Source organism: Janthinobacterium sp. YR213, assembly GCF_900099875.1.
In the GTDB taxonomy this organism is placed as follows: domain Bacteria; phylum Pseudomonadota; class Gammaproteobacteria; order Burkholderiales; family Burkholderiaceae_D; genus Janthinobacterium; species Janthinobacterium lividum.
In genome coordinates this window covers 462,037-488,484 of record NZ_FNDA01000001.1, presented here as the reverse complement: position 1 = coordinate 488,484, position 26,448 = coordinate 462,037, and the positions used below count along the sequence as shown (strand labels likewise).

27 protein-coding genes are annotated in these 26,448 nt (G+C 63.5%); 15 read left to right on the top strand and 12 right to left on the bottom strand.

From position 1 onward, the window contains the following. Positions 1-195: 195 nt before the first annotated feature. From BLT98_RS02230 to BLT98_RS02215, 4 genes are read left to right on the top strand one after another with little or no spacing between them, the layout of a single operon-like run. A complete protein-coding gene (locus tag BLT98_RS02230; protein ID WP_070279756.1) occupies positions 196-1,590 on the top strand; it encodes a class I SAM-dependent methyltransferase in 1,395 nt (464 codons plus the stop codon). Next, positions 1,590-2,933, top strand: coding sequence for a sensor histidine kinase (locus BLT98_RS02225; RefSeq protein WP_034785939.1), 1,344 nt, complete (start codon positions 1,590-1,592; stop codon positions 2,931-2,933). The genes BLT98_RS02230 and BLT98_RS02225 overlap by 1 nt, the downstream gene beginning before the upstream one ends. Position 2,934: 1 nt before the next feature. Next, the gene (locus BLT98_RS02220) at positions 2,935-4,032 is read left to right on the top strand and encodes a hybrid sensor histidine kinase/response regulator (RefSeq protein WP_092605024.1); all 1,098 of its coding nucleotides are present in this window, start codon (positions 2,935-2,937) and stop codon (positions 4,030-4,032) included. Next, entirely contained in the window at positions 4,025-5,038 is a 1,014-nt protein-coding gene (locus tag BLT98_RS02215) for a response regulator (protein ID WP_092605023.1), read from the top strand. Before BLT98_RS02220 ends, BLT98_RS02215 begins: the two co-directional genes overlap by 8 nt. A 75-nt stretch (positions 5,039-5,113) precedes the next feature. Here BLT98_RS02215 and BLT98_RS02210 read toward each other — a convergent pair whose 3' ends face one another. Continuing rightward, positions 5,114-5,641 carry an SRPBCC family protein gene (locus BLT98_RS02210; RefSeq protein WP_034785934.1) on the bottom strand — a complete coding sequence of 176 codons (528 nt, stop codon included), beginning with the start codon at positions 5,639-5,641 and terminating at the stop codon, positions 5,114-5,116. Positions 5,642-5,855: 214 nt separating this feature from the next. On the opposite strand from BLT98_RS02210, the gene BLT98_RS02205 reads away from it, so the two are divergent. Beyond that, positions 5,856-6,641: a DNA/RNA non-specific endonuclease gene (locus BLT98_RS02205; RefSeq protein ID WP_092606777.1), complete on the top strand. Its 786-nt coding sequence runs from the start codon at positions 5,856-5,858 to the stop codon at positions 6,639-6,641. Positions 6,642-6,662: 21 nt separating this feature from the next. Further along, positions 6,663-6,917: a nucleotidyltransferase family protein gene (locus tag BLT98_RS02200; RefSeq protein ID WP_034785932.1), complete on the top strand. Its 255-nt coding sequence runs from the start codon at positions 6,663-6,665 to the stop codon at positions 6,915-6,917. A 15-nt stretch (positions 6,918-6,932) separates the two neighbouring features. On the opposite strand, the gene BLT98_RS02195 is transcribed toward BLT98_RS02200, so the two are convergent. From BLT98_RS02195 to BLT98_RS02170, 6 genes are all read right to left on the bottom strand, one after another. Continuing rightward, positions 6,933-9,269, bottom strand: a complete 2,337-nt coding sequence (locus BLT98_RS02195) for a M28 family metallopeptidase (protein WP_170846260.1) — start codon at positions 9,267-9,269, stop codon at positions 6,933-6,935. Positions 9,270-9,455: 186 nt separating this feature from the next. Continuing rightward, the gene (locus BLT98_RS02190) at positions 9,456-12,332 is read right to left on the bottom strand and encodes a M16 family metallopeptidase (protein WP_092605021.1); all 2,877 of its coding nucleotides are present in this window, start codon (positions 12,330-12,332) and stop codon (positions 9,456-9,458) included. Between the two features lie 76 nt (positions 12,333-12,408). Then, complete coding sequence (locus BLT98_RS02185; protein WP_092605020.1) at positions 12,409-12,741, bottom strand: type II toxin-antitoxin system RelE/ParE family toxin; 333 nt, start codon at positions 12,739-12,741, stop codon at positions 12,409-12,411. 1 nt (position 12,742) lies between these two features. After that, positions 12,743-13,030, bottom strand: coding sequence for a type II toxin-antitoxin system Phd/YefM family antitoxin (locus tag BLT98_RS02180; protein ID WP_092606774.1), 288 nt, complete (start codon positions 13,028-13,030; stop codon positions 12,743-12,745). Between the two features lie 71 nt (positions 13,031-13,101). Next, positions 13,102-14,088, bottom strand: a complete 987-nt coding sequence (locus BLT98_RS02175; protein ID WP_244517351.1) for a sensor domain-containing diguanylate cyclase — start codon at positions 14,086-14,088, stop codon at positions 13,102-13,104. A gap of 88 nt (positions 14,089-14,176) precedes the next feature. Then, a complete protein-coding gene (locus BLT98_RS02170; protein WP_092605019.1) occupies positions 14,177-15,082 on the bottom strand; it encodes a sensor histidine kinase in 906 nt (301 codons plus the stop codon). Between the two features lie 286 nt (positions 15,083-15,368). On the opposite strand from BLT98_RS02170, the gene queE reads away from it, so the two are divergent. From queE to BLT98_RS02130, 8 genes are all read left to right on the top strand, one after another. After that, positions 15,369-16,004 (top strand): 7-carboxy-7-deazaguanine synthase, encoded by a 636-nt coding sequence (gene queE, locus BLT98_RS02165; protein WP_034785949.1) that lies wholly within the window; start codon positions 15,369-15,371, stop codon positions 16,002-16,004. 9 nt (positions 16,005-16,013) lie between these two features. Then, a complete protein-coding gene (gene queD / locus BLT98_RS02160; protein ID WP_034785919.1) occupies positions 16,014-16,460 on the top strand; it encodes a 6-carboxytetrahydropterin synthase QueD in 447 nt (148 codons plus the stop codon). After that, the gene (gene tadA, locus BLT98_RS02155) at positions 16,453-16,962 is read left to right on the top strand and encodes a tRNA adenosine(34) deaminase TadA (protein WP_092605018.1); all 510 of its coding nucleotides are present in this window, start codon (positions 16,453-16,455) and stop codon (positions 16,960-16,962) included. The genes queD and tadA overlap by 8 nt, the downstream gene beginning before the upstream one ends. A 232-nt stretch (positions 16,963-17,194) precedes the next feature. Then, positions 17,195-19,558 (top strand): TonB-dependent hemoglobin/transferrin/lactoferrin family receptor, encoded by a 2,364-nt coding sequence (locus BLT98_RS02150; RefSeq protein WP_092605017.1) that lies wholly within the window; start codon positions 17,195-17,197, stop codon positions 19,556-19,558. A gap of 61 nt (positions 19,559-19,619) precedes the next feature. After that, a complete protein-coding gene (locus tag BLT98_RS02145) occupies positions 19,620-20,777 on the top strand; it encodes a hemin-degrading factor (protein ID WP_092605016.1) in 1,158 nt (385 codons plus the stop codon). 163 nt (positions 20,778-20,940) lie between these two features. Further along, complete coding sequence (locus BLT98_RS02140; protein ID WP_070259397.1) at positions 20,941-21,858, top strand: alpha/beta fold hydrolase; 918 nt, start codon at positions 20,941-20,943, stop codon at positions 21,856-21,858. Between the two features lie 37 nt (positions 21,859-21,895). After that, positions 21,896-22,813 carry a muramoyltetrapeptide carboxypeptidase gene (gene ldcA / locus BLT98_RS02135; protein WP_092605015.1) on the top strand — a complete coding sequence of 306 codons (918 nt, stop codon included), beginning with the start codon at positions 21,896-21,898 and terminating at the stop codon, positions 22,811-22,813. A gap of 5 nt (positions 22,814-22,818) precedes the next feature. Then, on the top strand, positions 22,819-23,997 hold the full coding sequence (locus BLT98_RS02130) for a DUF418 domain-containing protein (RefSeq protein ID WP_092605014.1): 1,179 nt from the start codon (positions 22,819-22,821) through the stop codon (positions 23,995-23,997). Here the strand turns inward: BLT98_RS02130 and BLT98_RS02125 are convergent. After that, on the bottom strand, positions 23,994-24,710 hold the full coding sequence (locus BLT98_RS02125) for an SOS response-associated peptidase (RefSeq protein WP_092605013.1): 717 nt from the start codon (positions 24,708-24,710) through the stop codon (positions 23,994-23,996). The two genes, BLT98_RS02130 and BLT98_RS02125, sit on opposite strands and share 4 nt — an antisense overlap. A gap of 144 nt (positions 24,711-24,854) precedes the next feature. Here BLT98_RS02125 and BLT98_RS02120 point away from each other — a divergent pair, with 144 nt between their 5' ends. Then, positions 24,855-25,076 carry a hypothetical protein gene (locus BLT98_RS02120; RefSeq protein WP_070279728.1) on the top strand — a complete coding sequence of 74 codons (222 nt, stop codon included), beginning with the start codon at positions 24,855-24,857 and terminating at the stop codon, positions 25,074-25,076. 13 nt (positions 25,077-25,089) lie between these two features. Here BLT98_RS02120 and BLT98_RS02115 read toward each other — a convergent pair whose 3' ends face one another. The 4 genes from BLT98_RS02115 to BLT98_RS02105 all read right to left on the bottom strand — a co-directional run bounded on the left by BLT98_RS02115 (position 25,090) and on the right by BLT98_RS02105 (position 26,334). Further along, on the bottom strand, positions 25,090-25,326 hold the full coding sequence (locus BLT98_RS02115) for a hypothetical protein (RefSeq protein ID WP_211614796.1): 237 nt from the start codon (positions 25,324-25,326) through the stop codon (positions 25,090-25,092). Positions 25,327-25,407: 81 nt separating this feature from the next. Beyond that, positions 25,408-25,848 carry a hypothetical protein gene (locus BLT98_RS02110; protein WP_139178977.1) on the bottom strand — a complete coding sequence of 147 codons (441 nt, stop codon included), beginning with the start codon at positions 25,846-25,848 and terminating at the stop codon, positions 25,408-25,410. Continuing rightward, on the bottom strand, positions 25,845-26,051 hold the full coding sequence (locus tag BLT98_RS28575; protein WP_070259409.1) for a hypothetical protein: 207 nt from the start codon (positions 26,049-26,051) through the stop codon (positions 25,845-25,847). The genes BLT98_RS02110 and BLT98_RS28575 overlap by 4 nt, the downstream gene beginning before the upstream one ends. Positions 26,052-26,127: 76 nt before the next feature. Further along, complete coding sequence (locus tag BLT98_RS02105; RefSeq protein ID WP_092605012.1) at positions 26,128-26,334, bottom strand: DUF2158 domain-containing protein; 207 nt, start codon at positions 26,332-26,334, stop codon at positions 26,128-26,130. Positions 26,335-26,448: the final 114 nt, after the last annotated feature.

Sequence of the window (26,448 nt, the reverse complement as noted above, 5' to 3'; positions counted from 1 at the left end):
CATAGTACACTCGATCAGAGAGCGAACAGACGCGCTTTGAGGCGCTCCGGCACGGCGTCAAACGACGCCGCAATACCGTCATCTTGATGGCGGGGCCGGCGGCAGACGACCGGTGTGCCGTGCCTTAACCCAGCCTGGAAACTGGCGTCACCCGTGTGGTGTGCCGGAAACCGGGCAACTTGATAATGCTCAATCGTGTATTCACAATCGCAGATCGATCCAGTCGTCAGTTTCCGCAACACCCAGGGTGAGGCGGTGCGTGGCACGATTTTCAACTTGCAGCGCAATTCGCTGGTCATGGAAATCTATAATCCATACTCGATTGTGCAGGTCAGCGAGGTGCTCAATGACGTGACGGTGCGCATGGGGGCGAAAAACGCCTACGTGGGCAAGGCCGTCGTCATCAGCAGCGTCAACACGGGCCTGACCGCCATCGTTTCCGTGACCCTGATCGACGAGTGGCGCGAGCTGAGCGACGTGGTCGTCGTCAAGGGCGCCGTGCTGAAAGAGTCCAGCGCCTTTGTTGCCGGTTGGGGCGAGCGCTTCCGCATCCGCCGCGATTACCAGATCGTCGTCAACGAAATGCGCGCCTTCCTGTCGGAAGTGGCGCGCTGGGTCGAGCAGGTCGACCTGTCCGACTCGCTGCCCAAGGAAAACGGCCGGCTGCGCCCCGATATCTTCGATGAACTGGCCTTGCCGCTGATGGAGCAAACCCAGCTGTACCTGCGCCAGCTCGAGGTGGAAGCCTCGCTCGTCGAGGAAGAGCGGGCGCCGGCCCACCGCGCCTTCGCCCAGGCGGCGCTGCATCCATTGATCCTGCGCGCGCCGTTCGTCTTCCGCACGTTTACCAAACCGCTCGGCTATGCGGGCGATTATCAGATGGTCAACCAGCTGCTGGACGATCCGCGCCAGGGCCCGAGCACCTATTTTCAGATCGTCAATGCGGCCTTCCTGCAGGCGGCTGTCGCCACGGCGCACCGCAACCGCATCGATATCCTGACGGAATTCCTGTCGCAGAAGGCGGCCGCGGCGCGCACTGCCGGGCGCGTCTACAAGGTGCTCAACGTGGGCTGCGGCCCGGCCATCGAAGTGCAGCGTTTCCTGGAAACCTGTCCCGATGCGCAATGGCTGGCCTTCGAGCTGGTCGACTTCAGCAGCGAGACCCTGGACTGGACGCGCGCGCGCCTGACCACCATCATGCAGCGCACGGGGCGCGTGGTCGAGATCGACTATGTGCACGATTCCGTGCATAACCTGCTCAAGCGCCGCCATGGCTCGGGCGCCACGGGCTTGCCCGGCAGTTTCGACGCCGTGTATTGCGCCGGCCTGTTCGACTACCTGTCCGACAAGGTGTGCGCGCGCCTGCTGATGCACTTCGCCTCGCGCGTGGGGCCGGGCGGACGTTTGCTCGTCACCAATGTGCACGCGAACAATCCGGGCAAGTTCGGCATGGAGCATTTGCTGGAGTGGCATTTGATCTATCGCAATGAAGAGGGCCTGTCGGCCTTGCTGCCAGAGCACGCAACGGATCCGCTGATCTATGTCGACGCGACGGGCGTGAATGTGTTCGCGGAAGTGAGCATTCCTTGATGGATACTCCAGGCCTGCACGCCGGCTACACGGCCGTTTTGCGCGACTTCCGCCTGGAATTCAGCCGCGGCGGGGCGTACACGGGCATCGTGCTGATCCTGCTGGGCATGGGCCTCGATTCGGCCCTGTACCCGGACAAGCAATCGGCGTTTACCAGCGCGCGCATCGTCGTGTCCGTGCTGATCTTTTGCGTCGTGCTGGCCATGCGCACGCGCTGGGCGCAAGACCGTATTCAGGGCCTGACGTTTGTCTGGCTGATCCTGCCGCAAATCATGATCGCCTGGATGATCGCCGTCACGGAAGGCGCCACCTCAATCTATTATGTGGGCATGACCCTGGCCATCTATTCGTCGGGCATCGTGCTGGCGTTCGGCCTGTGGCAAAACATGGTCTTCGGCGCCATCTCCTGCCTGCTGTACGTGGCCGCCTGCGCCTGGCATGCGGGCGGCTTCGACTTGCCGGGCACGTTTGTCGTCAACTGCCTGTTCCTCATCATGTCGGCCAGCATCAGCGCCGTATTTACCTATTTTAATGAGCGCGCCCGCTTCATGCTGTTCCAGCTGAAGGCGGAAGTGGCGCAAAAGAACACGCAGCTGGAAGAAACCAACAAGAGCCTGGCCGATATCAAGGGGCAGATGCTGCAGCAGGAGAAAATGGCCGCCATCGGCACCCTGGCCGCCGGCATGCTGCATGAAGTCAATAACCCCGTGAATTTCTGCATGATGGCCATCGAGGTGGCCATCGAAGACCCGGCCGCCCAGCAAAGCGCACTGGTCAGCGAATGCCTGGCCGACGCCAAGCAGGGCATGCTGCGCGTGCAGCACATCGTGTCCGACTTGAAGACCTTTGCCTACCGCAAGAGCGGCAACCAGCTGGAAACGGGGCATTTCCAGTTCCGCAGCGCGCTCGACGCGGCCATCCGCCTGGTGGGGCATGAAACGAAAAATGTCAGCATCAGCCACGACTTGCCCGTCGACACCTTGGTGCGCGGCGACGAGGCGGCCATCGTGGGCGTGCTGATCAACTTGCTGGGCAATGCCGTGCTGTCCATGCGCAAGGGCAATGCGCCGCCGTTCGAGATCCGCATCACGGCCCACTGGGACGAGAACCGCCTGCGCATCAGCGTGCGCGACAACGGCCCCGGCATCGCGCCGGAAAACCTGGCGCGCGTGTTCGAACCGTTCTTTACCACGCGCGAAGTGGGGCAGGGCCTGGGCCTGGGCCTGAGCATCAGCTATGGCGTGATCGAGCGCCACGGCGGCACCCTCAGCGCCGAAAGCGAGCTGGGCGTGTGGGCCAGCATGAATTTCGACTTGCAGCGCTCCGATTGGGAGGGCCGCTAGCATGGATAACGATAGCCGCGCCAGCGTGCTGTACGTGGACGATGAAGCGCTCGCCTGCAAGTATTTCGAGCGCGCCGTCGGGCCACGCTACCGCGTGCTGACGGCGCAGAGCGTCGATGCGGCGCTCGCTCTGCTGCAAGACGACGCCGGCCAGATCGACGTGCTCGTCACCGATTACCGCATGCCGGACCGCCTGGGCAGCGAATTGCTGCAGGAAGTGGCGCAGCGCTATCCGCACATCGTCTGCATGCTGGTGACCGCGTATGCGGACAAGGACGTGCTGCTCGAACTGATCAACGGCGGCGCGGTGTTCCGCCTGCTGGAAAAGCCGCTCGACTTGCCCGCCATGCAAACGGCGCTGCAACTGGCCGTGCAGACGGGACGCGAGCGCGCCGCGCGCCGCCAGGGCCTGGTGGCGATGGAGGAATCGCTGGCTTTCCTCGCGCATGAATTGAACACCCCGCTGGCGGCCATCGCCAATTTTGCGCGCGGCATCGCGCGGCGTGCGCAGACGGACGCGGCACCGCAGGCCGAGATCGGCGAAGCAGCCGCCTTGATGCACGACAATGCGCGCTATTGCCTGTCCGTCCTGGCCAGCTTTATCGACACGGTGCGCCTGGCCAGTGCCGGGCCGGGCATGCAGGGCGGACGCCGCGCCGGCAGCGCGCGCCAGCTGCTGGCCGCCTTGCTCGACAGCTATCCCTTGAGCACGGCCCAGCGCGCCGCCATCACGGTCGAAGTGGGCGACGATTTCTCCATTGCCGAGTCGCCCAATTGCGTTGCGCTGATTTTATCGTCCGTGCTGGCGAATGCCTTGCGCTCGGCCGGCGAGCAAGCCCATCCGGCGATCGGCATCCGCATCGACGCCGGCCGCATCATGGTGCGCGACAATGGCGCCGGCATCGCCCCCGAGATCGTCGAACAGCTGTTGATCGACCCCGTCAGTACCGGCGGCGGCGAAGGCAAGGGCTGGGGCATGGTGTTTTGTCACCGCATGATGCAGTCGTTCGGCGGCAACCTCGATATCGCCACCGAGTTTGGCACTTCCACCACGGTAACCCTGAATTTTCCAGTACATATAAGGAACGAGCATGATTGACGCCAATCTGCGTTTACCGGCTCAGCGTGAGCCGGCGCAAGGCTTGCCGACGATACTCTATGTCGATGACGAGGCCAACGCCCTCAAATATTTCCAGCGCGCTATCGCGCCGCTGGCCGTCGTGCTGACGGCCACCTCGGTCGAGGAGGGCAAGCGCATCCTCGACGAGCAGGCCGACCGCATCGCCGTGCTGGTGTCGGATCAGCGCATGCCCGGCGCTTATGGCAACGAGCTGTTGTCGTATGCCTGGGACCGCCATCCGCACATCGTGCGCATTTTGACCACCGCATATTCCGAGCTGGAGCACACGGTGGAAGCCGTCAACCAGGGCCAGATCCACCGCTACATCCAGAAGCCGTGGGATATCGCGGCCCTGCGCATGGAACTCAAGCAGGCGCTGGAACTGGCGCGCTTGCGCAACGAGCACGCCCAGTTGCTGCGCGAAAAGCTGATGGTGCGCCAGCGGCAAGCCGTCGCCAACCGCATCGGCACCCTCTACGCCCTGTGCGCCAGCCTGGCTGGTCCGGAGCAGCAGTTGCCCGTGGAAGCGTATTTGTCGGCGGCCCTGACGGCCGGCGTCACGCCGCCCGAGCCGGACTGGCTGCTGATGGATTATGCCGACCTGGTCAGCTCGGAAGCATTCCGCGGCACGGCCTTTGCCGCCGCCGTGCGCCAGCAGCTCGACACGCTCGAACGCGACTATCCGGGGCGCGGCGTGGAACAGACGATCGACATGCTGCTGCCCGTATTCGGCGCGGCGCTGCAAAACCAGGGCGGCACGGCGCTGTTTCTCGATGGCCGGCTGCTGACGGAATTCCTGGAAACGCCGACCACCATGCCCGTCTCGCCCATCCACTCGTTCTGGCTGGCCAGCTTGCTGTGGCTGGCGCGGCGCGGCTGGTCCTTGCAGCTCAGCAAGACGGAGCAAGGCTTGCAAGGCAAGGTGGTGCAGGCTGAACCGGCGCTCACGCCAGACCACCTGGCGGCCTGGATCGAGCAGTTCTAAGCATGCCCCCCGCAAGGGGCGGCGCCAACTAAAACAGGGCCGCGCGGGCCCTGTGTCTGGTGGCGGTGAGCGGGCTTAGCGTTCCGCCGCCGCCTTCAGGTTGTTCAAGCCTTTTTCAAAATCCTTGCCTATCATGGTATCCATGCTGACGAACACCGTCATGACCTTGCTGACGTAAGGGCTGGGGCCCGTCATGGTCCAGTTCACCTTGGTGCCATCGCCTTCGGGCGCCATGGTAAAGGTGGTGGTGTTATGGCTTTCAAACGGCTTGAGGAAGTCCAGCTTGATGACGGTGCGTTCGGGCTGGGCCGCTTCCGTGATTTCCATGCGGCCGGCACCCACCTTGTCATTTCCCGTCCACGCATATTGCGCGCCCAGGCCATTGGCCGGACCCGTAAACGTGCGGCGCATGGCCGGATCGAGCTTTTCCCACGGCGACCAGGCGGCCCAGTAGTGGAAGTCCGTGATCAGGGCGGCGATTTTCTCGGGCGGGGCCTTGATGGTGATTTCGCGCTGGACACTGAAGGTGTCGGGCTTGGTGGTGGCATAGCCGAGGATGGCGGCGACGACGACAACGATCAGCAGCAGGGTTTTTTTGATCATATGCTCTCCAAATCTTGAATGGTCGATGCGAACAAATCAAGGCAATCTTAGCAGATATGAATGGCTGTGCGCGGCCTGTTGGCCTTTATTTGCGCCAGCTCTGCGCAGGACCGCCTGTACGCCTGTTTTTCGCCGCGCACGCCAGGTTTGTGCAGCTTGGTGCTGAGGGCCGGCGTCCGCTAGAATGCTGGCCTGCAAGATTTCAGAGGGAAATATGATTCAACGATCGATCGCCAGGCTGACCCTGGCGTGCGGCTTGCTGGCTTCCGCCTTTGCCGCGAACCTGGCGCATGCCGATGCCTGTCCTGCCCATTACGTCGATGGCCGCAAGCCGGAAATCACCAACCCCAAGCTGGACGTGGGCACCAAGGAGCTGTGCTACAACGTGTTTGGCGTGATGCACTCGGGTATCACGCGCACGCCGCTGTGGTCGGCTGAACACTTGACGGCGAATAACCTGGAAGCGGCACAGGATTTGTCGCGCGAAAACTCTTTTCATGCCGAACGCAAGCTGCCCGCCGCTCAGCGCGCGGAACTGGCCGATTATGCGCGCAGCGGCTTCGACCGTGGCCACATGGCGCCCAACGGCGACATGCCGGACCGCCAGAGCCAGCGCGACAGCTTCACCCTCGCCAACATGGTGCCGCAGGATGCGCGCAACAACCGCTATGTGTGGGCCGGCATCGAGGGCGCCGTGCGCAAGATGGCGAAGAAGGAAGGCGACCTGTACGTGATCACGGGCCCGGCTTTTATTGGTGGCAACCTGCGCAAGGTGGGAAGAGTCATTGTGCCCAGCCATCTGTACAAGGCCGTCTACAGCCCGCGCCAGCGCGCCGGCGCCGCCTACTTCATTGAAAACGTCGATACCAAGACGTATGAAGTGTTGAGCATTGCGCAACTGGAAGACAGGATAGGCATCGATCTGTTACCGTCGCTGACGCGCCAGCAAAAGTTGCGCATGCTGAGTTTGCCCAAGGTAAAGAGCAAGTCCAAGAAATAAGACCGTCAAAAAGGAAATCCCATGTGCGCAAAGAAATTCGTCCCGTATGCCAATGAAAGCGATGTGCTGGACATTGGCAGCCTGACTATCGAAAACCGCATCGACCGCATCAGCATCAGCGGCGACATCGACCTGACCCTGGATAAGCCGGGCCTGGCCTTGGCGAAGCAATTGCAAAAATTGCTGGGCGACGTGGTGGCGCAGCTGGAAAAGCAGGAGCTGCCCGACCAGCTGCCGCCGCCCGAGGTGACGTCGGTGGCCAATCCCTTCGAGTGATGCTGGCGGGGACGTCTACCGCGCCGCCTTGGCGGCGCGATAGTAGCCCTTCCGGCTGAGCTCCTCCGGCGCATTCGCCACTTCATACGCGCTCAAGGCGATGGCGATGGCCGAGTATTGCTGCGCCGAACTGAAGGGCTGCACGTTGTCGTAGGTATCGAGCACCGTGTGATGCACGCGCGCATAGTCGAAATCGCCGAGCACGGTAAACTTCGGCGTCGGCACGCCATGCAGGCTGAAGACAGCGTCATCGCTGCCGGCGCGCGCATTCATCGCCTTGCCGGCATCGCGCGGCACGTCGTTGATGGTCGTGGCGAAGCCGAACACGGGGTGGATGTCTTGCAGGGCCTGTTCAACCCGGCCAAACACGGGTTTCCAGGCCGAAGGAATCGCAATGCCGTCGATGGCGCCAGGCCGGCCATCGCGGTTCAGCATCATGACGATATTGTGCAATTCCCCCGCATGCCGCTCGGCGAATGCGAACGAACCCTTGCGGCCGATTTCCTCCGCGCCGAAGGCCGCCAGCATGATGGTGCGGCGGGGCCTGGCATCGGACTTGGCTAGCAGGCGCATCGCCTCCAGCATGGTGGCCACGCCGCCGCCATTGTCGGCCGCGCCCGTGCCGCCATCGTAGCTGTCGAGGTGGGCGCCGATCAGCACGATTTCCTCCGGCTTTTCCGTGCCCGGAATGCGGGCGACGACGTTGTGATACGCCACCGGCCCCGGATAGAACCAGTTGCGGATGTCAAACTCCAGGGTCACGGCTTCACCGCGCGCCAGGCGCTGGCGGATGTCGGCATATTGTGGCGCGGCCAGTTTGATGTCAGGCAAGGTCGGCAGGGCCGCCCAGGTGGCGGGCGCGGCGCTGGCGGCATACAGCGGTTCTTCGCCAGACTGGATGGTGCCGAGGGCGCCGGCCTGCATCAGCACCCGGGTGATGGCCCTGGGCTGGTGGACGGTCTTGCCATCGCGCCCGCCACCGCTGTTTTCGCCGCCGGTCAGCACCCATTTTCCCTTGAATTGCGCGGCGTGCTCCAGCGCCTCTTCCAGGGTGGCCGGCCCCACGATTGCCTGGCCTTGCTGCACGCCACGGGTGCCGGCCGTATAGGCGGGCGTCGCCAGGCGCAGGGGCTGCTCCCGGGGCGCCAGCATCTTGCCCGACCAGGGACCGCGGTTGAAGCCGACGGGCATCTGGCCCGCTTCTTCCAGCTCGGCTTGCACACCCCATTGCTGCAGTTGCATGCGCGCCCATTGCGCCGCATGCGTGTAGGCATCGCTGCCGGCCATGCGGCCGCCGAAGCGGTTGCTCAGGATGTCGAGCCAGTCCATTGCGCGCGGTTCGCTGGTGCCCAGCACAACAATCCGGCGCGCCGTGGCGTCGCCGGATGGCGATGTCGTCGCCTCAATACCAGCATCCCTGCCGGACAGCGTGGCGAGGAAGGCGGGCAGCCTGTCTTGCCGGCGCGCCGCCAGCGCCGCGTCCAGCTTGGCGGAACGGTGCAGCTTATCCTGTCGCAGCAGGGTTTCGTAGGCGCGCAGCACGCCCTGCATCCCCGCCAGGTCGCTGGCGCTTTGCCGCCCGGCCTGGTCCGGGTGTTCGATCTGGAAAGCCATCGCGCTGGCCAGGTATTGAAAGACGGTCGCCTCGCGGATGGCGGCCTGGCTGGCGATGGCCAGCCAGCTTTCCAGCGCACTGGCCGGTAAGGTGAAGTCGGGAATCGCTTCTATCCATGCGCCCAGCCAGGCGCCGTCGCGCTGTTGCACGGCCAGGGGATCGCGCTGCGCCTCTTGCGCCATCTGCACCACGCGCGCGCGTTCGGCCGGCGTGGAAGGGCCGCGCGCGGCGCCGCTTGCCACTGGCGTCGCGGCCGGCAGCGCGGGCGGCACATAGCGTTCCTTCAGCCGCGTGCCGCTCACAGGCTTGGGTTCATTCTCATCGGTTTCGACCAGGCGTTCGCCGCTCAGCACGTCGCCTTTGGCTTGCAAGGTCCAGCGGATCGTCACCTCGGTGCTGATGTCCTGGCCGTTGCGCCCCGTGCTGACGCGCTTGCCGCCGTGCCTGAAAATGGTGCCGGCGGGGCCTGGCGTGCCCTTGACCGTGCGCGGCGGCGTGAGCTGGCCCCGTTCGTCGAGCCACGCGATCGTCGCGCGCCAGTCGGCTTGCTCTTCGGTAATGTCGAGGATGCCCGTGTCGATCAGGTCGATCTCGACGCCATTTGTCGTGGTCGTGCCTGTCGCCGTCTGGAATTGCCACTGTCCGGCGAGGGCCGGCGCCTGCGCGTACAGCGCGCCCGGCAGGGCGGCAGCGGCGAGGATGCACGTGGCGTAAAGGTGGGGATGGAGCAGGTGCATGGCTATCCTTGTCATGGTTTTCACTCGGGAAGAGTCGAAAAACAGTATGCGGATAAGCCGATTGCCAAGATGATACTTTGCGACCAAGGCCGGGATTTGCGGCCTGAAGGCGGGTTTGGCCGCGCCGAATGCCAGATCAACCTCGTCCAATGCAGCTTGCCGGACGAGCTTGATCTGGCAAAACGCTTACTTCGCGAACGCCTGCGCCGCTGGCGTGACGGTGACGGCGGCCGGCTTGATGTTCAGCTTCATCGCGCCGATGACCTTGTCTTCATCGAGCAGCGCCTGCGGCTTGTTGCCGTCGTACTTGATGGGCGAAAACGCGTCGCTGACGAGCTTTTCCTTCAAGCCGGCCGCATCCTTGGCGACGATCACCACGGACAGGTTCTGCGCCGACAGGTGCTGCTTGATGGCGCGGTTGACGTCCGCCACCGTCAGTTTCGACAAGCCATCACGCATCAGCTTGGTGAACTCGGGCGTGCCATACCATTGCGAATCGAGCGCATAGCCCAGCTGCTGGTCCTGTGTCGACGTCATGACGAAGACGTTCTTCATCAGGTAATCGCGGGTGGTGGCGAAATCGTCCTGCGTCAGGCCGTTGTCGACCAGCTTGCCCAATTCCGTCAGTGCCACGCGCAGGGCGAAGTGGGCGTTGTCCGGCGCCACGGGGCGGATCCAGATTTCGAACAGCTGCGCCTTGCGGCCCAGGTTCGGGTTCGGGAAGAACTGGTACATGCCGCGCGGGAAGGCTTCAATGTACGCGTAGTCGCCATAGTTCATGCCGCGGATTTCACGGATGCGCTGATACAGGTAGGAATTCGAGGCGCGGTGCTCGCCCAGCCACGTCTTTGCCAGCCACAGGGAGGGGAAGTCCGGGTGCGTGCGCGTCACCTCCAAAGGCAAGCCGAAGGAAATGGCCGTGGCGCGCGTGTTCTTCTCGATGATTTCCACTTCCAGGCCCTGCGCCTTGCGGCCGACGGGTTTTACCGTGGCTGGCAAGCCGGGGCCGGCCGGCAAGCTTGCCAGCGCCTGCGTCAGCGAGGCCGTCATGGCGTCGGACACATCGCCGGAAATGCCCACCTTGACGGCGCCTTGCGCATACGCGCTCTTCCAGAACTGTTTCACATCGTCGAGGGTGATGGCGTCGATGCCGGCGACCGTGCCCAGCACGGGGTGGCCGTACGGCGTGCCCGCGTAGACATTGGTTTGCAGGCGTTCCTTGGCGAATTCCTCTTCGTTATTGTCCTTCAGGTCCAGCAGCAGCGCATTCTTTTGCGCATCCTTCAGGCGGCGGAAGTCGTCTTCGCGGAAACCGGGCGAGAGCAGCAGGGGCAGGGCGATGGCGTTGAACTGCGTCCAGTTATCCTTGTGGATGGAGCCCGTAAACGTCGTCATTTCCTTGTCCGTCTGCTGGCTGAAACTGCCGGCCAGGGGGAACAGGGCCTGGTTGACTTCGTCGATCTTGCGCTCGGACGAACCAGCGGACGCCACCATGGCGGCCGTCAGCGCAGCCAGGCCTTCCTTGCCTTGCGGATCTTGCGCGGAACCGGCCGTAAACAGCAGCTTGTAGCGGATTTGCGGCAGCGCGGACTTTTGCACCAGCACGTCGAACTTCGCGTTCGAGGCGGCTGGCAGCAGGCTGGCCAGTGTCGGCGTGGTGGCGATGGCGGCCGCCATCGGCTGGTGCGACAGGGTCGTCACTACCAGCCCGTCGTCCGTCAGGTATTTGCGCGCGGCCGCCTGCAGGTCGGCCGGCGTCAGCGTATCGATCAGCCGGTAGTACTGGTTGATGGTGGCGTACGAGCGGTCGAAATGCACGAAGGAAGCCAGGGTGCCGGCGATCTGCTCCGTGTTGTCCAGCGAGCGGATCAAGCCGTATTTTTCCGCCGACTTGGCATCCGCCAGGTCTTTTTCGCTCACTGGCGTATCGCGCAGCTGCGCCACGGTAGCCAGGATGGCGTCGCGCACGTAGACGGCATCGTCGATGTTTTTCACGCGCGCGCCGAGCACGGCCAGGGTCGGGTCGACCCGCTCCGGTGTCATGTCGAACAATTGGTCGACCTTTTGCTCGTTCTGCACCAGGCGCTTGTACAGCGGCGAGGTGCGGCCGAACGACAGCGACAGCAGCGTCGCCAATGCGGCCTGGTCTTTGTCCTTTACGGAAAACGCGGGCGCGTGGAAGCCGACGGCGACCCACGGCAGGGTCGGCGTGGGCCAGGCCACATGCTTGTAGACGGGGCCGCGCGGCTTTGGTTCCATGGGCACGGCCGCTTGCTGCTTGCCGCGCTGCCAGGCGCTCCAGTACTTTTCCACCAGCGCGATGGCTTGCTGCGGTTCCACGTCGCCGGCGATGATGATGGTGGTGCGCTCGGGACGGTACCAGCGGTCGAAGAAGACCTTCGAGTACGCGTACTGGTTCGGCATGTCTTCGATGTCCTGGATGAAACCCATCGTCGTGTGCTTGTAGGTATGCGTCGTGTAGGCGCTGTCGCGCATCACTTCGAACAGTTTCGAGACTGGATTGGCGCTGTTCTTGTTGTATTCGCCCAGCACGGCCCGCGATTCCGTCTTGAACGCGTCTTCCGCATAGTCGAGATGCTGGAAGCGGTCCGCCTCCACCTTCAGCACGGTTTCCAGGTCCTGCTTGGCAAACGTCGTGTGGTAATTCGTCACGTCGTCGCTCGTATACGCATTCTGGCGCGCGCCGGCGCGGGTGATGACTTCCTGGTATTTTTCGGGCGGATAAGCCTTGGTGCCGCGGAACATCATGTGTTCGAAAAAGTGGGCAAAGCCGGACTTGCCCGGCTCGACTTCATTGCGCGAACCCGTCTGCACGGGAATCTGCAGCGAGACCAGGTTGGGGAAGCCGGTCGGCACGATGATGATCTTCAAACCGTTGGCCAGGGTCTTTTCCGTCGCCTTGAACGGCAGCAAATCGGCCTTGCTGGCGGCAACGCCGTGGGCGGCGGCAGGTTTGACGGGCGCGGCACCCAGGTTCGACGAAGCCATGGCCGACAGGGCCAGGGCGAAAGCGGGTAATAAAACGGGCATGATTCTTGACACGGGGGCTCCTTCTTTTCTTGGAATTTGGAAAGTGCAACGCCGCAGCATAGAATATTCGTGCCGCCCTGCATAGGGGCTAACAGTCGGGCCGCAGGATGCGCGCCGTCAAGTGGGCGAGGAAGTCGCGTTTGGTGGGCAGGAACATGCGGATGCACACGATGTCGTGCGCGCGCTCATGGTGATACACGACGCGGATTTCTTCGCACAGGTGTTGTCGCACATCCATGCCAACTTCGCGGGCGGCTTCGACGGGCGTGCCGCTGTCGGGAAAGGTCTTGAGATCGGGAAATAATTGCCGGAACGCCGCGATGAACTGGGCATGGGCGGCCGCCGTGTGGCGTGCCTTGAAGTCGCTGCGCAGTTCATTGAAATCGGCTTGCGCGCTTTTCAGCACGACGATGCGCGCCATGTCAGTCCTGATCGAGGCTGGCCAGGAAGTCTTCTTCGGACACCACGTCGCCACGCGCGATGTCCTGGTTGCCCATGGCGATCAGTTTCATGAATGCATGCTGCTCCTGCATCTGCCGCGCTTGCCGCTTGCCTTCCTGATACGCGTGCATGGACAGCACGACCATCTTCGCTTCGCCATTTTGCGTGATGATGATGGGCTCGTCCTGGCCCGCGTCAAAGCTGTTGACGATCTCGGTGGTATTGGCCTTGAGATAGGAAATCGGCTTGATGCGTTCCTTGAAGTCCATGGCGGCTCCGAATGCGAAAAAAATACGATAGGACCAAATATACACCAAATTTGGTCGTGCTTCTGTGTTGCCTAGGCGAGCGTCGTTTCCGGCAGGCTGATGCGGTTGCGGCCCAGGTGCTTGGCGCGGTACAGGGCGCAGTCGGCCGTGTGGATCAGCTGCCCCAGTTCCGTGCCGGGGCCGGGCAGGGCCGTGGCGGCGCCGATGCTGACGGTGACGCAGGCGCCGTCGGGACGCTTGCGCGGCAGTTGCAGCCGTTCCACGCGCTGGCGGATGCGTTCGGCCACGATGGCCGCGCCCTTGAGCGACTGGTTCGGCAGGATGACGGCAAATTCTTCGCCGCCATAGCGGGCCACCAGGTCGTTCGTGCGCATTTCGCTGGCCACGGCGCCGGCCACCTTGCGCAGGCACAGGTCGCCGCCCTGGTGGCCGTGGCTGTCGTTGTATTCCTTGAAATTGTCGACATCGACCATCAGCAGTGACAGGGGCTGGCCTTGCCGCTGGGCGCGCTGCCATTCGGCAAGGATGGTGTCGTCGAAGCAGCGCCGGTTGGCCAGGCCCGTCAGGCCGTCGCGCGTGGCCAGGCGTTCCAGCTCCACATGCGCGCGTTTTTCATCCGTCATGTCGCGCAGGGTTTCGACGACGGCGATCAGTTCGCCGTGATTGCCATAGATGGGGCTGGCATCGACGGCCAGGTAGCGGCGCCGTCCCGTGCGGGGCATGTCGCACCAGTTTTCCGCGCACAGATTGCTGCCCGTGCTGCTGCGGTATTGCTGTTGCGCGTGCAGGGCGCGCATGTCGCCGCCGCGCCCGGCCAGCAGCAGGTCGGCCAGGGTGGGGCGCTCGTCGTTGTAGAAGCAGCGGCCCGGTTCGCGCGTGCGCAGCACTTCGGCCGCCGGCACGCCCGTCAACTGCTCGCAGGCGCGGTTCCAGATCATCACCTGGCCATGCGCGTCGAGGACAAAGGTGGGCACCACCAGCAATTCCATCATCTTGACGGCGAAACCCTGGGCTGCATCGCAGGGCGATGCGCTGGCATGTGCATGGCTATCCGGCATGTAAGCATCCTTCTCGGGGTGAATGGGGCTGGCTCGCTGGCCATGATGCAGTGTGGAGAGTCGATAGTATTGATATTGAGCAATATTTTCAGCGATGGAGCGTCGCCTCATCGTGGCCGCCTGGCAGGGGCAGCGACACGCGCAAGGTGGTGCCGGCGCCGCTGTGGCTTTCGATGTGCAGGCTGCCGCCGGCGGCGGCCACGCGCTCATGCATGCCGGACAGGCCGCAACCGAGGCGCGGTGGCGAGCCCGACAGCCCGACGCCGTCATCGCTGATGCGGCATGCCAGGGTGGCGCCCGTTTGCTGCAGGCATAGCTGGACATGCGTGGCGCGCGCATGGCGGGCGATGTTCGCCAGCGCTTCCTGCAGCGCGTGGTAGAGCAGGGCGCCATGCGCGCTGCCGGCGGCGGCGTCGAGCCGGTAATCGCAGCTACAATCGATGCCCGTGGTGCGCTTGAAGTCCGCCAGCAAGCCGTCGCACGCCGCTTGCAGGCCCGCGTCGAGGGCGGGCGGGCGCAGGTCGTGGATGACGCAGCGCAGCGCCGCGATGCTCAGGTCGACATTGCGCGCCATCATGGCCAGTTGGCGCGCCAGCAAGGGCGCCGCGTCATGCATGCTGGTCTGCAGCATGGCCAGGTCAATTTTCAGGGTCAGCAGATGCTGGCCCAGGTCGTCGTGGATGTCGCGCCCGATGCGCAGGCGCTCCTGTTCGCGCGCCTTGTTCTGCTCGCCCGCCAGGCGCGCCTGCTCGGCTTCTGCGCGCAGCTGTTCCAGCGCCTGCAGGCGCAGCGCCAGGCGGCGCAGGCGCCACAGCAGCAGCGCCAGCGCACCGAGCAGGACGGCGCAGGCCAGCATCGAAGGGGACGCTGCGCCAGTCTGCAGCATCGGCTCGGCGGCATGGCCGGCGTGCAGGGAAGCGAGTGCAGCGGCCGCCAGGCAGGCCAGAATGCTCAGGCGGTACGGCGGACGTATCCAGCGTTGCAGCATGTCCATGCTCCCCAAAAATGTTTTCCATCAGGCAATGCTCTTACAGAAAATATATTAACTTGGGGCTATTTATATTGTCTAAACGCAAAAGCTACGTCGTTATGCCTGCCTGTGTGGCTTTCTTGCCCCCTGGATGCCGCGGCGGCAGGTGGCAGGCACGGCATTTGCACGGGAAGTGTCGTGGCGGCATATAATAGAGGGTTGTCAATCGGCTTTTGCAGTGACGGCGCAGTGCGCCGGCCTCGATGCGTTCGCCCTGCGCGATGACGCCAGCCAGCTCTTAGGAAATACAGTGACTTATAGCATCAAAGAGATTTTTTACACCCTGCAGGGCGAAGGCGCGCATGCGGGCCGTCCAGCCGTGTTTTGCCGCTTTTCCGGCTGCAACCTGTGGACGGGCCGCGAAAGCGACCGCGCCACGGCCGTGTGCCAGTTCTGCGACACGGATTTCGTCGGCACCGATGGCGAGCTGGGCGGCAAGTTCAAGACGCCGCAGGAACTGGCCGCGCTGATCGACAGCCTGTGGCCGGCCAGCTACGCGCCGAGCAAATACGTGGTGTTTACGGGCGGCGAACCGCTGCTGCAACTGGACACGGCGCTGATCGACGCCATGCATGCGGTGGGCTTTACCATCGCCATCGAAACCAACGGCACCTTGCCCGTGCCGGCCGGCGTGGACTGGATCTGCGTCAGCCCGAAGATGGGCTCCACCCTGGTGGTGCACAAGGGTAATGAAATCAAGGTGGTCATTCCCCAGTTCCAGCAAGACCTGGCCGCCTACGAACAACTGGACTTCGAGAACTTCTTCGTGCAAGCGATGGACGGCCCCCTGGCCGCGCACAACATGAAGCTGGCCATCGAGACGTGCAAAAGCAACCCGAAGTGGAAGCTGAGCCTGCAAACCCATAAACTCCTGCAAATACCTTAATCAAATAATATGCTGACTATCACACGCAAGCTCGAATTCGACGCGGGCCACCGCATTCCCGACCACAAAAGCCAGTGCCGCAACCTGCATGGCCACCGCTACACGGTGGAAATCACCCTGGTCGGCCAGGTCATCGAAGCGGAAGGCAATTCCGACAATGGCATGATCATGGACTTTTCCGACGTGAAAACCCTGGCCAAGCAGCACCTGGTCGATGTCTGGGACCATGCCTTCCTCGTCTATGAAAAAGACACGGCCGTACGCGACTTCCTGGCCAGCCTGCCCGACCATAAAACCGTCGTCATCGACCGCATCCCGACCGTGGAAAACCTGGCGCGCATCGCTTTCGAGATACTGAAGGCGGCGTTTACCGACCATTTCGGCACGGGCTTGCACCTGCATAAACTGGTGCTGCATGAAACGCCGAATTGCTGGGCAGAAGTGACCGATGACTGAAACGCACGCTAGCGCGCAGGATGCGCGCTATATGCGGCTGGCCCTCGAGCAGGCCCAGAACGCGTGGGACCTGGGCGAAGTGCCCGTCGGCGCCGTCGTCGTCAAGGATGGGGAAGTCATCGCCGTGGGCTACAACCAGCCTATCGGCCGCCACGACCCCACGGCGCACGCGGAAGTGATGGCCTTGCGCGCGGCCGCCGACAAGCTGGGCAACTACCGCTTGCCCGGCTGCCAACTGTACGTGACCCTGGAGCCGTGCGTGATGTGCTCGGGTGCCATGCTGCATGCGCGCCTGGCGCGCGTGGTGTATGGCGCGGGCGATCCGAAGACGGGCGCCTGCGGTTCCGTGCTGAACCTGTTCGAGCAGCCTGCGTTGAACCACCAGACGGCCATCGAAGGCGGCGTGCTGGCCGACGAGTGCGGCGCTTTCCTCAAGCGCTTCTTTGCCGAGCGCCGCCGCGCGCAGGCGGAAGCGCGCAAGCTGGCCAATCCGCAGGCCTGACGCCAGCCCTGACAGGGCAGGGCCGCCACGGCCTTGCCCAGCCAGCCCTCCTTGCCAGCCACCGAGGCTGGCATTTTTATAACTGTTGCGAAATAACATCTGTCTAGACCACTTCACCATTCTCAAATGAGAATGATTCGTGTTACAGTATTGTTTTCGCCAGCAAACTTCCCTTGCGCATCGTTATCGATCCGGGTTCAAGAGCCAGCCTTTACTCTTAGACCGGATCATCATGACTACTGTGCCTCTGCAGCGCTTCGCTGCGCCCGTTGTATCCCCAGTCCACCTGCCTGCCCGCCGCCACAACCTGGTGCTGCACGCCGCCTTGCTGGGCCTGTTTGCAGCGCCGCTGCTGCCTGCCGTGGCCCAAACGGCCGCCATCAACGCGGGCACGGCCGCGCAGGAACCGGCCAAGCTGCCTGTCTTCCCGGAAATCGTCGTCAATGCCAAGCAAGACTATGAGCGCCGCGCCGGCACCAAGACGGTGATCCGCAGCGACGACCTGGAGCGCCGCAACGTGACGGACATGGCCGGCATCGTGCGCTACCAGCCGCTGATCAGCACGCCAATGGCGGCATCGGGCGCCGGCAGCGTGTGGGATGGTTCGGGCAACACGGGCTACAACATCCGCGGCATGGAAGGCAACCGGGTCAGCCTGGACGTGGATGGCATTTCCCTGCCGGATGCGGCACCGAAGCCGGACGGCACCACCTTGAACGCCTTCGGCACGGGGCGTGACTATTTCGATCCTGAAACTTTCCGCGAGGTGCGCATCGATTCGGGCACGACGGCCGCCAGCGGCGCCAATCCTGGCCTGGGTGGCAGCGTGGCGTTCATCACCAAGTCGCCCGAGGATTACCTGGGCGCAGGCGTGGACCATTATGTGGCGTATAAATACGGCCGCGCCACGGCGGACCGCAGCAATGCGCACACCTTGACGGGTGCCGCCAAGATCGGCGCCAATCTGCAAGGCCTGGCCGTGTATGTGCACCGCGATGGCGAGCAGACGGACAGCCGCGGCAGCGCCCCCGTCAATCCGGACGACTGGCATTCGAACGCCTTGCTGTCCAAGCTGGTGTGGGCCTTGCCGGGCGAACAAAAGCTGGACTTGACGGTCGACATGTTCGAGCGCAAGAACAAGCGCGATCTGCGCAACAAGGTCAGCACGTATTATCCGACGGGCGTGCAGCAGGACTCCACCACCAAGCGCACGCGCGTCAGCCTGGGCCACGACGTGGCGCTGAAGGACTACGCCCTGTTCGACCGCCTGACGTCGAAGGTGTATCTGCAGAATGCGAAAATCGATGACCAGACGCAAGGCCGCTACACCTTCGGCAGCCCGTCGCAGCGGACCATCGATACCAGCTTCAAGAATGACAGCATCGGCCTGACGTCGGAAGCGTTCAAGCAAGTCAATGCCGACAATGCGCTGCTGTACGGCGTGCAGCTGGAGCAGAGCAAATCGCGCCGTCCATGGGTGGAAGACCGCACCATCATCGCCACGGGCGTGCACCAGATCACGCGCAAGAACCGCATGGCCGACATGGATGCCACCAAGCTGGCCCTGTACGTGCGCGACGACCTCAGTTTTAACCTGGGCGGCAAGAAAGCCGTGCTGACGCCGGGCCTGCGCGCCGACTACCGCAAGCTGGAACCGAAAAACCTGCAAAACTATGTGATCGCCGTGCCCAATGCCGCCAAGGAAGTGCGCAAGGAAAGCGATACCTATTTCACGCCGAGCCTGAGCCTGTCCGTGGAAGTGCTGCCGCAGATGAATGCCTATGCCACCGTGACGCGCGGCACACGCCTGCCGACGGCGGCCGAGCGCACGGGCACCTATGATTCCTTCAGCTACACGGGCACGGGCACCGGTTATGCCGTGCTGGGCAATGCGAATCTGCGCAAGGAAACCAGTCAGGCATACGAGCTGGGCTTGAAGGGCGACATCGTCAAGGGCTTGAGCATGCACGCCTCCGTCTACCAGACGGAATACAAGAACATGATCGAGTATGTGGCGCAGGAAGACGATCCGGTCAATTTCCCCACCATCGTGCAGGGTCTGTTCCGTCCGGAAAACATCGGCGATGCCCGCACCTGGGGTGGCGAGCTGAGCTTGCGCGCGGAGCTGGGTGCCTGGTCGCCTGCCATGCAGGGCTACCGCGTCGACCTGGCCACGGGCGTGGCCAAGGGCCGCTCCTTCAATACCCAGACGGGCCAGAGCGGCGGCCTGGCTTCGGTGGCGCCGCCCAAGACGGCGCTGACCTTCGGCTACGACCATGCGAACCAGCTGTTCGGCCTGGAACTGACGGCCTTGCATGCCGGCGAGAAACAGGCGCCGAACGACCTGTTGATGGGCACGACGGCGCCGCGTTTCAAGGTGCCGTCGTACACCATCTTCGACCTGTCGACGTACTGGAACGTGCACAAGAACGCCAAGATCATCTTCGGTGTGTACAACTTGACGGACCGCAAGTACTGGGATTACGCCGCTGCGCGCAGCCTGTCCGCCGGCACCACGGTGGCCAGCCGCGCGGAGATCGAGCGCTACGCCAAGCCGGGCCGCAACGTCGCCGCCAGCCTCAGCATCAACTATTGATTTTTACCGGGGAGGGGTGCTTGCCCCTCTTTTTTTCCATGTTTGATTGAATGGTCTCTCTATGAAGTTATCCAAACTCGTTCTATCCCTGCTAGGCAGCCTGCTGATCGCAAACGCATACGCGGCCCCAGCCACTTTGGCGGAACGCTGGTCCACCTTGCGCACGGAGCAGCCGAAGCTGCAGATCCGCGACGCGGCGCGCGCGCTGGGTATATCCGAAGCGCAATTGCTGGCAACCAACATCGGCAAGGGCGTCACGCGCCTGCAGGCCGACGGCAACCAGCCGCGTGAAATCATGCGCGCCGCGCTGGACCTGGGCATCGTGCAAGCGATCACGCGCAATGAAAATGGCGTCATCGAAACGACGGGCGTTGCCAGCAAATTCAAGCAGGCGGGCGACAAGTCGGAACAGGCCGACGCCAAGCAGGATCCGGAAACGGAAGCGCGCCAGCGCAATATCGCCGGCGGCTACCTGGGCGGCCAGATCGACCTGCGTTTCCACTTTGAAAACTGGAAATACGCATTTGCCGTGGAACAGGCGGGCCGCGATGGCAAGCCGACGCGCAGCCTGCAGTTTTTTGACGCCAACGGCACGGCCGTGCACAAGATCTACCTGCGCAACGAGCCGGGCGTGGCCGTCTACGATAAATTGGTGGCGACGTTCCGCCTGCCGCAGCAAAGCGCGGAGCTGAACGTGCTGGCCGTGGCGCCGAAAGCGGCGGAAAAGCCGGATGCCGAGATCGATGTCAAGGAATTCCAGCTGGCCTGGAAAGACATGACGGACGTGCACCAGTTTGCGCAAATCATGCGTGAATTCCACCTGTCGCGCGAACAGGCCCTGCGCCTGGCGCCGGCCGGCGTGGTCGAGCGCGTGACGCCCGAAGCACTGCGTACCCTGCTGGAAAACGCGGCAAAGGACAAGGTCGCCATCATGGTGTTCCTGGGCAACGAAGGCTTGACGCAGATCTACAGCGGCAAGATCGAGAAAACCATGGCCGCCGGCGGCTTCTTCAACGTGCTGGACCCGGACTTCAACCTGCACATCCGCGACACGGCCCTGCGCAGCGGCTGGGTCGTCAAGCGCGGCGGCGTCACCTCCGTCGAGTTCTTCGACAAGGACGGCACGCAAGTGGTCTCCTTCTTCGGCGTGCGCGAACGGGGCAAACCGCAGCCGCAAAGCTGGGTCGACCTGGCCGATTCCTTGCCTAAAGCCAAGTAAGCAGCACCGTTGATTCGTCACCGTTGCCGCGCGCCGTACCGGCGTGGCAACACTTCAGCTGAGTGCCGCGTGCCGGTCTCATGTCTGAAGCACAATAGTGGTATGCTGATTGCAAGGCCGCAGCGATCGTGCCTGCGTGCTGGTTCCTGGAAGAGAGGCAATCATGGCAACCATCATGGCGAACGGCCTCAACATAGCTTATGAGAGCCACGGCGACCCCAACGATCCGTGCGTGCTGCTGGTCATGGGCCTGGGCATGCAATTGATTGCCTGGCCGGCGGACTTCGTCGAAGGCATCGTCGAGCAAGGGTTTCGCGTCTTGCGTTTCGACAACCGCGACAGCGGCCTGTCGAGCAAGATGGCGCTGGCGGGCAAACCCTATCTGCCGCTGGCCTACGTGAAAAACCTGGTCGGCTGGCCCCTGAAAACTTCCTACACCCTCAATGACATGGCGGAAGATGCGCTGGGCTTGCTGGCGGCCCTGCGCATTGCCCAGGCGCATGTGATCGGCGTGTCGATGGGCGGCATGATCGCGCAAGTGATGGCGGCGCGCGCGCCGCAGCAGGTGCTCAGTTTGACGTCCATCATGTCGAGCAGCGGCCGGCGCGGCTTGCCCGGCCCCACGCGGGCCGCGCGCAACGCTCTATTGCAACGCCCGAAACGCAACGCCAGCCGCGCCGAACTGATGGCGCACATGGCCGCCACCGTGCGCGTCATCGGCAGTCCCGCCTATCCCGTCTCGGAAAAACTGCTGTACCAGCGCATCGAGGCGGCGCTGCAGCGGGGCAGTTGCCCGGAAGGCGTGGCGCGGCAAATGGTGGCCATCGCCGCCTCGGGCGAGCGCACGGCCTTGTTGCCGAGCATCAGCTGTCCGGCGCTGGTGATCCATGGCGCGGCCGATCCCCTGATCCCCGTCGCCTGCGGCATCGATACGGCGGCGCTGATCCCGGGCGCCCGGCTGGAAGTCATCGAAGGCATGGGGCACGACATGCCGCCCCAGCTGATCGAGCGCCTGCTCGCCTTGATCGATGTGCATCTGCAAGGTAAGATGGCGCCCCAGATGCGCTCCCAGCCAGCTTGAGCCAGGCGCGCCCACCCCTTGACTAGCCGGGCATATTTTGAAGACACCTGAGATTGGCATCGCCATCGTCGCGCCGGGCGGTTATGCGCCCGACGAGGCGGCCTTGGCACGCGGTATCGCCCGCTTGCAGGCGCAAGGCGCCACCGTCCACAATTACTACGATCACGAACATAGATTCCAGCGCTTCGGCGGCACGGATGCGGGCCGCCTGGCGCAGCTCCATGCCGCCGCGGCCGACCCTGCCGTGCAGGTGGTGATCGCCTTGCGCGGCAGCTACGGCATCAGCCGCATCCTGCCCGACATCGATTTCGGCCTCATGGCGGACAGCGGCAAGCTGTTTGTCGGCTACAGCGATTTTACGGCCTTCCACATGGGCTTGATGGCGAAGACGGGCCGCGCCAGCTTTGCCGGCCCCATGATCTGCGACGATTTCATCCGCGACGAGCCCGAGCAATTTACGCTCGATCAGCTGTGGTCGTGCCTGGCCGGCCCCACGCATACGGTCACGGGCACGGCAATAGGCAATCCGCAGGTCGAGCTGAAAGGCAAGCTGTGGGGCGGCAACCTGGCCATGCTCGTGCATCTGCTCGGTACGCCATATTTCCCGGAAATCGACGGCGGCATCCTGTTCCTGGAAGACGTCAACGAACACCCGTACCGGGTCGAACGCATGCTGCTGCAACTGCTGCACGCGGGCGTGATTGGCCGCCAGCAAGCCGTGGTGCTCGGCGATTTTTCCGCGTATAAACTCAGTCCCATGGATAACGGCTACGATTTCGACGCCATGCTGGCTTACGTGCGCCAGCGCCTGCCCGTACCCGTGCTGACGGGGCTCGAGTTTGGCCACATCCGCCGCCGGGTCACCTTGCCGTTCGGCGGCCAGGCGAGCCTGCAATCGGATGCGTCCGGCTTCAGCCTGCGGGTGACCGATTACCCCACCCTGGCGCGCCCCTGAACTCCATGTCCGCCAAGCCCGGCAGGTTGCTGCAGCTCGATGTGCTGCGCGGCCTTGCCGTGTTCGGCATCTTGCTGGTGAATATATGGGGCTTTGCCTGGGGCACGATTTCCTTGCGCTACGGCACCTTGCCGGCGCAGCCGCCCGTGCTGGACCAGCTCGTCATTTTTTTGGTGGCGGCGCTGGCGCAATTCAAGTTCTATCCCATCTTCGCCTTTTTGTTTGGCGCTGGCTTTGCCTTGCAGACACGTTCCCTGCAACGCCAGCTGGGTAGCTGGGAGCAGGCGCGAGCGGCTTATCGGCGCCGGCTGCGCTGGCTGCTGGCATTCGGCCTGCTGCACGGTTTCCTCATCTGGAGTGGCGACGTGCTGACCTCGTATGCCGTCGCCGGCATGCTGATCCTGCCCCTGGCATCAGCCAGGCTCAGCCGCGTGCGCAACCGCGCCTGGCTGGTGGCGGCCGGCTTTTTACTGTTCATGTGCCTGCTCATTCCCGTGGGCCAGCAGGGCGGCGCACCGGACATCGCGCGCGACCTGCACAGTTTTGCGGAGCGTTACGCCATCTACACGCAAGGCGGTGCGTGGGCCGTCGCCAGGCTGCGCGCCAACGATTTCCTCGTCTCCTTGCTGTACGCCGCCGTCATGCTGCCGCATATCATCGTGTTGTTCCTGCTGGGCATCTTGTCCGTGCGTTGTGGCTGGCTGACGCAGCCGCAGCGCCACCAGCGCCTGTGGCGCCGGGTGCGCGCCGTGGGGCTGGGCGTGGGCTTGCCGTTCAACCTGCTGGCGGCGGGCGCCGTCGCGTGGCAAGTGGCCGACCCGTATCAAACCGTGTTTGACACGGCCCTGTTCGAAGTGGGCCTGTTTGCCGGCGGCCCCGTGCTGGCGGCCGGCTATGTGGCCGCGCTGATGCTGTCCGGTCCTTTCATGCTGCGCTGGCTGGGTGCATGGCTGGCGCCCGTGGGCCGCATGGCGCTGAGCAATTACCTGTTGCAATCCTTGATCGGCACCTGGCTGCTGCAAGGGCCGGGCCTGGGCTGGGGTGCGACACTGCGCCCGGCCGAGATGCTGGGCCTGGCGGTGTTGATCATGGCGGGGCAGGTGCTGCTGAGCCGTTACTGGCTGCGGCATTTTCGCCAGGGGCCGATGGAAGCGCTGTGGCGACGGCTGGCGCGATTGCCTTAATCCGTTCCCCAGTCAAACGCGCTCTGCGCCGCAGCCGGTGGTGGCGGCTTGGGTTTGGCAGACGGCACCAGCGGATTATCGACGGCATGCCATTCGAACAGTTCTACATCCAGCATGCAGGTGCGCGCCAAGTGCAGCGCCTGCTCCGGCGTCAGGGCGGGGTCGAGCCAGCGGTGCGCGTCTTCCAGGCTGACGGCGACGGGGCGGCGGTCGTGGATATCGACCATGCCGCCCATGCTGTCGGCCGTCACCAGCACGAAGCCGGCTTCCTCGCGGTTATGCTTGTACGGCCCGAACTGGGCCAGCGCCAGCAGGAACAGGGGAGCGCGGTCCTTGCGGTGGATGTGCCACGGTTGCTTGCTGCCTTTCTCTCCCGTCCATTCATACCAGCCGGAAACGCTGACGATACCGCGTCCCGCGCGCAGCAAGGGCTTCCAGTAGGCGCCAGCGAGTTTTTCCAGGCGGGCATTGATGGCGATGGGGATTTTTTTTTTGCCGGGGGCGGGCACGGCTTGCGCGGCCCAGGCGGGGCGGTAGCCCCAGAAGACGTCATCGACCCTGTGGACGCCATCCTGGATATGCAGCACGGGCCGGTAAGTGCCGGGCGACACGTTCAGGTGCGGCTCGGCCTCGCTGTCGAACACCGCGTCCGTCCAGCCGAAGGATGACGCCAGCACGGGCGCCGTGTCATTTTGATCGAGTCGTCCACACATGCTCAAATCATACCCGATCGCCCGGCGCCGCGAGGCAGGCGCGCGCGTGCTTTCTGTGTGTGGTCAAACGTACAGACTGCGGGCGGCAGGTGGCGCACAGTGGAGACCAGTCAGCTTCCTGACGCTTCTTGCACCGGAGGAACTATGTCGTTTGAAAATCCCACTACCCACAAAGGTTTTATTATCAGCGCCACGGCCAGCCAACGCCGCGATGGCCGCTGGGTCGGCTCGTATGTCAGCCAGAACCAGGCATGCGGCGCGTATGCGGACACCTGCGATTACGACGATTGCAGCAACGAAAAAGAGGCGCAGCAACTGGCGCTGTCCGTCGGCTGGCGCCTGGCCGATGGCGTGCAGGCAGGCTGAGGCAACTTGCCAGTCAGCTCTTCCTCCGCAGGGCCAGCAGCAAGCCGGCCACGGGGAAGAACAGGACGGTACCCAGCCGTACGGCGGTCAGCGAAGCGGTTTCCACGCCCAGCACATGGGGCAAGGCCAGCAGCAACAGGGGCGCGGGCACGGCAATCGCGAAGAAAAACAGGTACCACGAGTAGCCATTCTTCTTGGCCAGCAAAGCGATCAGCGCGCAGCCGACCAGGAAGACCAGCGGTAAATTCACAAATTCCATGGTGTTGAGTTTTTATCCGGGAAAGCGCGTCATTATACGCGTCCCCAAGGTGCCCGGATCGGCTTGCCAGCGTCAATTGCCGACGAAATCCGGCGGCTGCGGCGCCTGTTTTTCGGCGAGCGGCGCATCGGCCGGCAGCAGTGCCTTGATGGCGCCGTTATAGATGAGTTCCTGGGCATACGCCGATGCCTCGATCAAGGCCGCATGCACGGACTTGAAACTGCTTGGCGTCTCGATCAGCACGGGCTTGGCGTATACCTGCTGCGTATCGCCGCGCTTGCTAATCAAAATCATGCCCCGGTAACGCCCATCCTTCTCCAGCGCCCCCGCCACATGAAATTCATAGCCCCTGATCTGGTGTTTTTGTTCCTGATCCATGTCTCCCGCCTCCAGACCTGATTGTCCCGGCTTTGGGCTATCAATTCGATTGGAACAGCTGAGTGTTTGATCTAAGTCAATACGTTCACTGCATAGCTTAACGACCGTATCGACGTTTGCCGCAAGCGTCATCATCCAGCGCGAATGGCGCGGATCTGCTGGGCTGTTTCCTCGATCTCCCGATACGCTTCCTGGATATAGCCATTGATCGGATGCCCATCCATCCACTCGAAATAGGCGCGCTCGTCGTGTTTGATGGCAAAAGGGACGTGGTGGTCGCGTATCGATTCGGCCGTTTCGCGCACCAGCGAGGCAAAAAGTAGCTCAAGAGTTTCCATGATGGTCACCTTGCTAGACAGGAATGCAGAACATTGAATGTAGCACAAAGCGGGGCGCCGGCTGCGCCGCTTGCCGTCAGGCGTCGCGGAGGATGTCGAGCGCACACTCGGGATAGGCTTGCTCGAACAGGAACTGGTCTTTTTCGTACACGCAAAAGACAGCCGTACGGTTTTCTTCGCCCGTGAAGTAATCGCCATCGACGCACAGTACCGTCATTGCCGGACCGCCACATTTGACGCGTACGGTATCGCCTTCCTTGAATTGCTTAGTCGATTGCATCATCGCTGCTTTCAGGCTGTAGTAGCCAAGTTGATTCCCGTGATCATACGCCAGCAACAGTGCGCGGCGCGCCCGCCAGGCAGGCCGTCCGCGGCTATCGAGAAGGAAGGCGGGGCC

What these genes read in the sequence shown, in the direction of transcription:
- BLT98_RS02225 (WP_034785939.1), top strand. Translation starts at nt 1,590, where the DNA reads ATGGATACTCCAGGCCTGCACGCCGGCTACACGGCCGTTTTGCGCGAC.
- tadA (WP_092605018.1), top strand. Translation starts at nt 16,453, where the DNA reads ATGACTGAAACGCACGCTAGCGCGCAGGATGCGCGCTATATGCGGCTG.
- BLT98_RS02175 (WP_244517351.1), bottom strand. Translation starts at nt 14,088, where the DNA reads ATGCCGGATAGCCATGCACATGCCAGCGCATCGCCCTGCGATGCAGCC.
- BLT98_RS02170 (WP_092605019.1), bottom strand. Translation starts at nt 15,082, where the DNA reads ATGGACATGCTGCAACGCTGGATACGTCCGCCGTACCGCCTGAGCATT.
- BLT98_RS02120 (WP_070279728.1), top strand. Translation starts at nt 24,855, where the DNA reads ATGTCGTTTGAAAATCCCACTACCCACAAAGGTTTTATTATCAGCGCC.
- BLT98_RS02215 (WP_092605023.1), top strand. Translation starts at nt 4,025, where the DNA reads ATGATTGACGCCAATCTGCGTTTACCGGCTCAGCGTGAGCCGGCGCAA.
- BLT98_RS28575 (WP_070259409.1), bottom strand. Translation starts at nt 26,051, where the DNA reads ATGGAAACTCTTGAGCTACTTTTTGCCTCGCTGGTGCGCGAAACGGCC.
- BLT98_RS02150 (WP_092605017.1), top strand. Translation starts at nt 17,195, where the DNA reads ATGACTACTGTGCCTCTGCAGCGCTTCGCTGCGCCCGTTGTATCCCCA.
- BLT98_RS02145 (WP_092605016.1), top strand. Translation starts at nt 19,620, where the DNA reads ATGAAGTTATCCAAACTCGTTCTATCCCTGCTAGGCAGCCTGCTGATC.
- BLT98_RS02110 (WP_139178977.1), bottom strand. Translation starts at nt 25,848, where the DNA reads ATGATGACGCTTGCGGCAAACGTCGATACGGTCGTTAAGCTATGCAGT.
- queD (WP_034785919.1), top strand. Translation starts at nt 16,014, where the DNA reads ATGCTGACTATCACACGCAAGCTCGAATTCGACGCGGGCCACCGCATT.
- BLT98_RS02195 (WP_170846260.1), bottom strand. Translation starts at nt 9,269, where the DNA reads ATGCACCTGCTCCATCCCCACCTTTACGCCACGTGCATCCTCGCCGCT.
- BLT98_RS02200 (WP_034785932.1), top strand. Translation starts at nt 6,663, where the DNA reads ATGTGCGCAAAGAAATTCGTCCCGTATGCCAATGAAAGCGATGTGCTG.
- BLT98_RS02125 (WP_092605013.1), bottom strand. Translation starts at nt 24,710, where the DNA reads ATGTGTGGACGACTCGATCAAAATGACACGGCGCCCGTGCTGGCGTCA.
- BLT98_RS02210 (WP_034785934.1), bottom strand. Translation starts at nt 5,641, where the DNA reads ATGATCAAAAAAACCCTGCTGCTGATCGTTGTCGTCGTCGCCGCCATC.
- BLT98_RS02220 (WP_092605024.1), top strand. Translation starts at nt 2,935, where the DNA reads ATGGATAACGATAGCCGCGCCAGCGTGCTGTACGTGGACGATGAAGCG.
- BLT98_RS02180 (WP_092606774.1), bottom strand. Translation starts at nt 13,030, where the DNA reads ATGGACTTCAAGGAACGCATCAAGCCGATTTCCTATCTCAAGGCCAAT.
- BLT98_RS02130 (WP_092605014.1), top strand. Translation starts at nt 22,819, where the DNA reads ATGTCCGCCAAGCCCGGCAGGTTGCTGCAGCTCGATGTGCTGCGCGGC.
- BLT98_RS02185 (WP_092605020.1), bottom strand. Translation starts at nt 12,741, where the DNA reads ATGGCGCGCATCGTCGTGCTGAAAAGCGCGCAAGCCGATTTCAATGAA.
- BLT98_RS02105 (WP_092605012.1), bottom strand. Translation starts at nt 26,334, where the DNA reads ATGATGCAATCGACTAAGCAATTCAAGGAAGGCGATACCGTACGCGTC.
- BLT98_RS02140 (WP_070259397.1), top strand. Translation starts at nt 20,941, where the DNA reads ATGGCAACCATCATGGCGAACGGCCTCAACATAGCTTATGAGAGCCAC.
- BLT98_RS02205 (WP_092606777.1), top strand. Translation starts at nt 5,856, where the DNA reads ATGATTCAACGATCGATCGCCAGGCTGACCCTGGCGTGCGGCTTGCTG.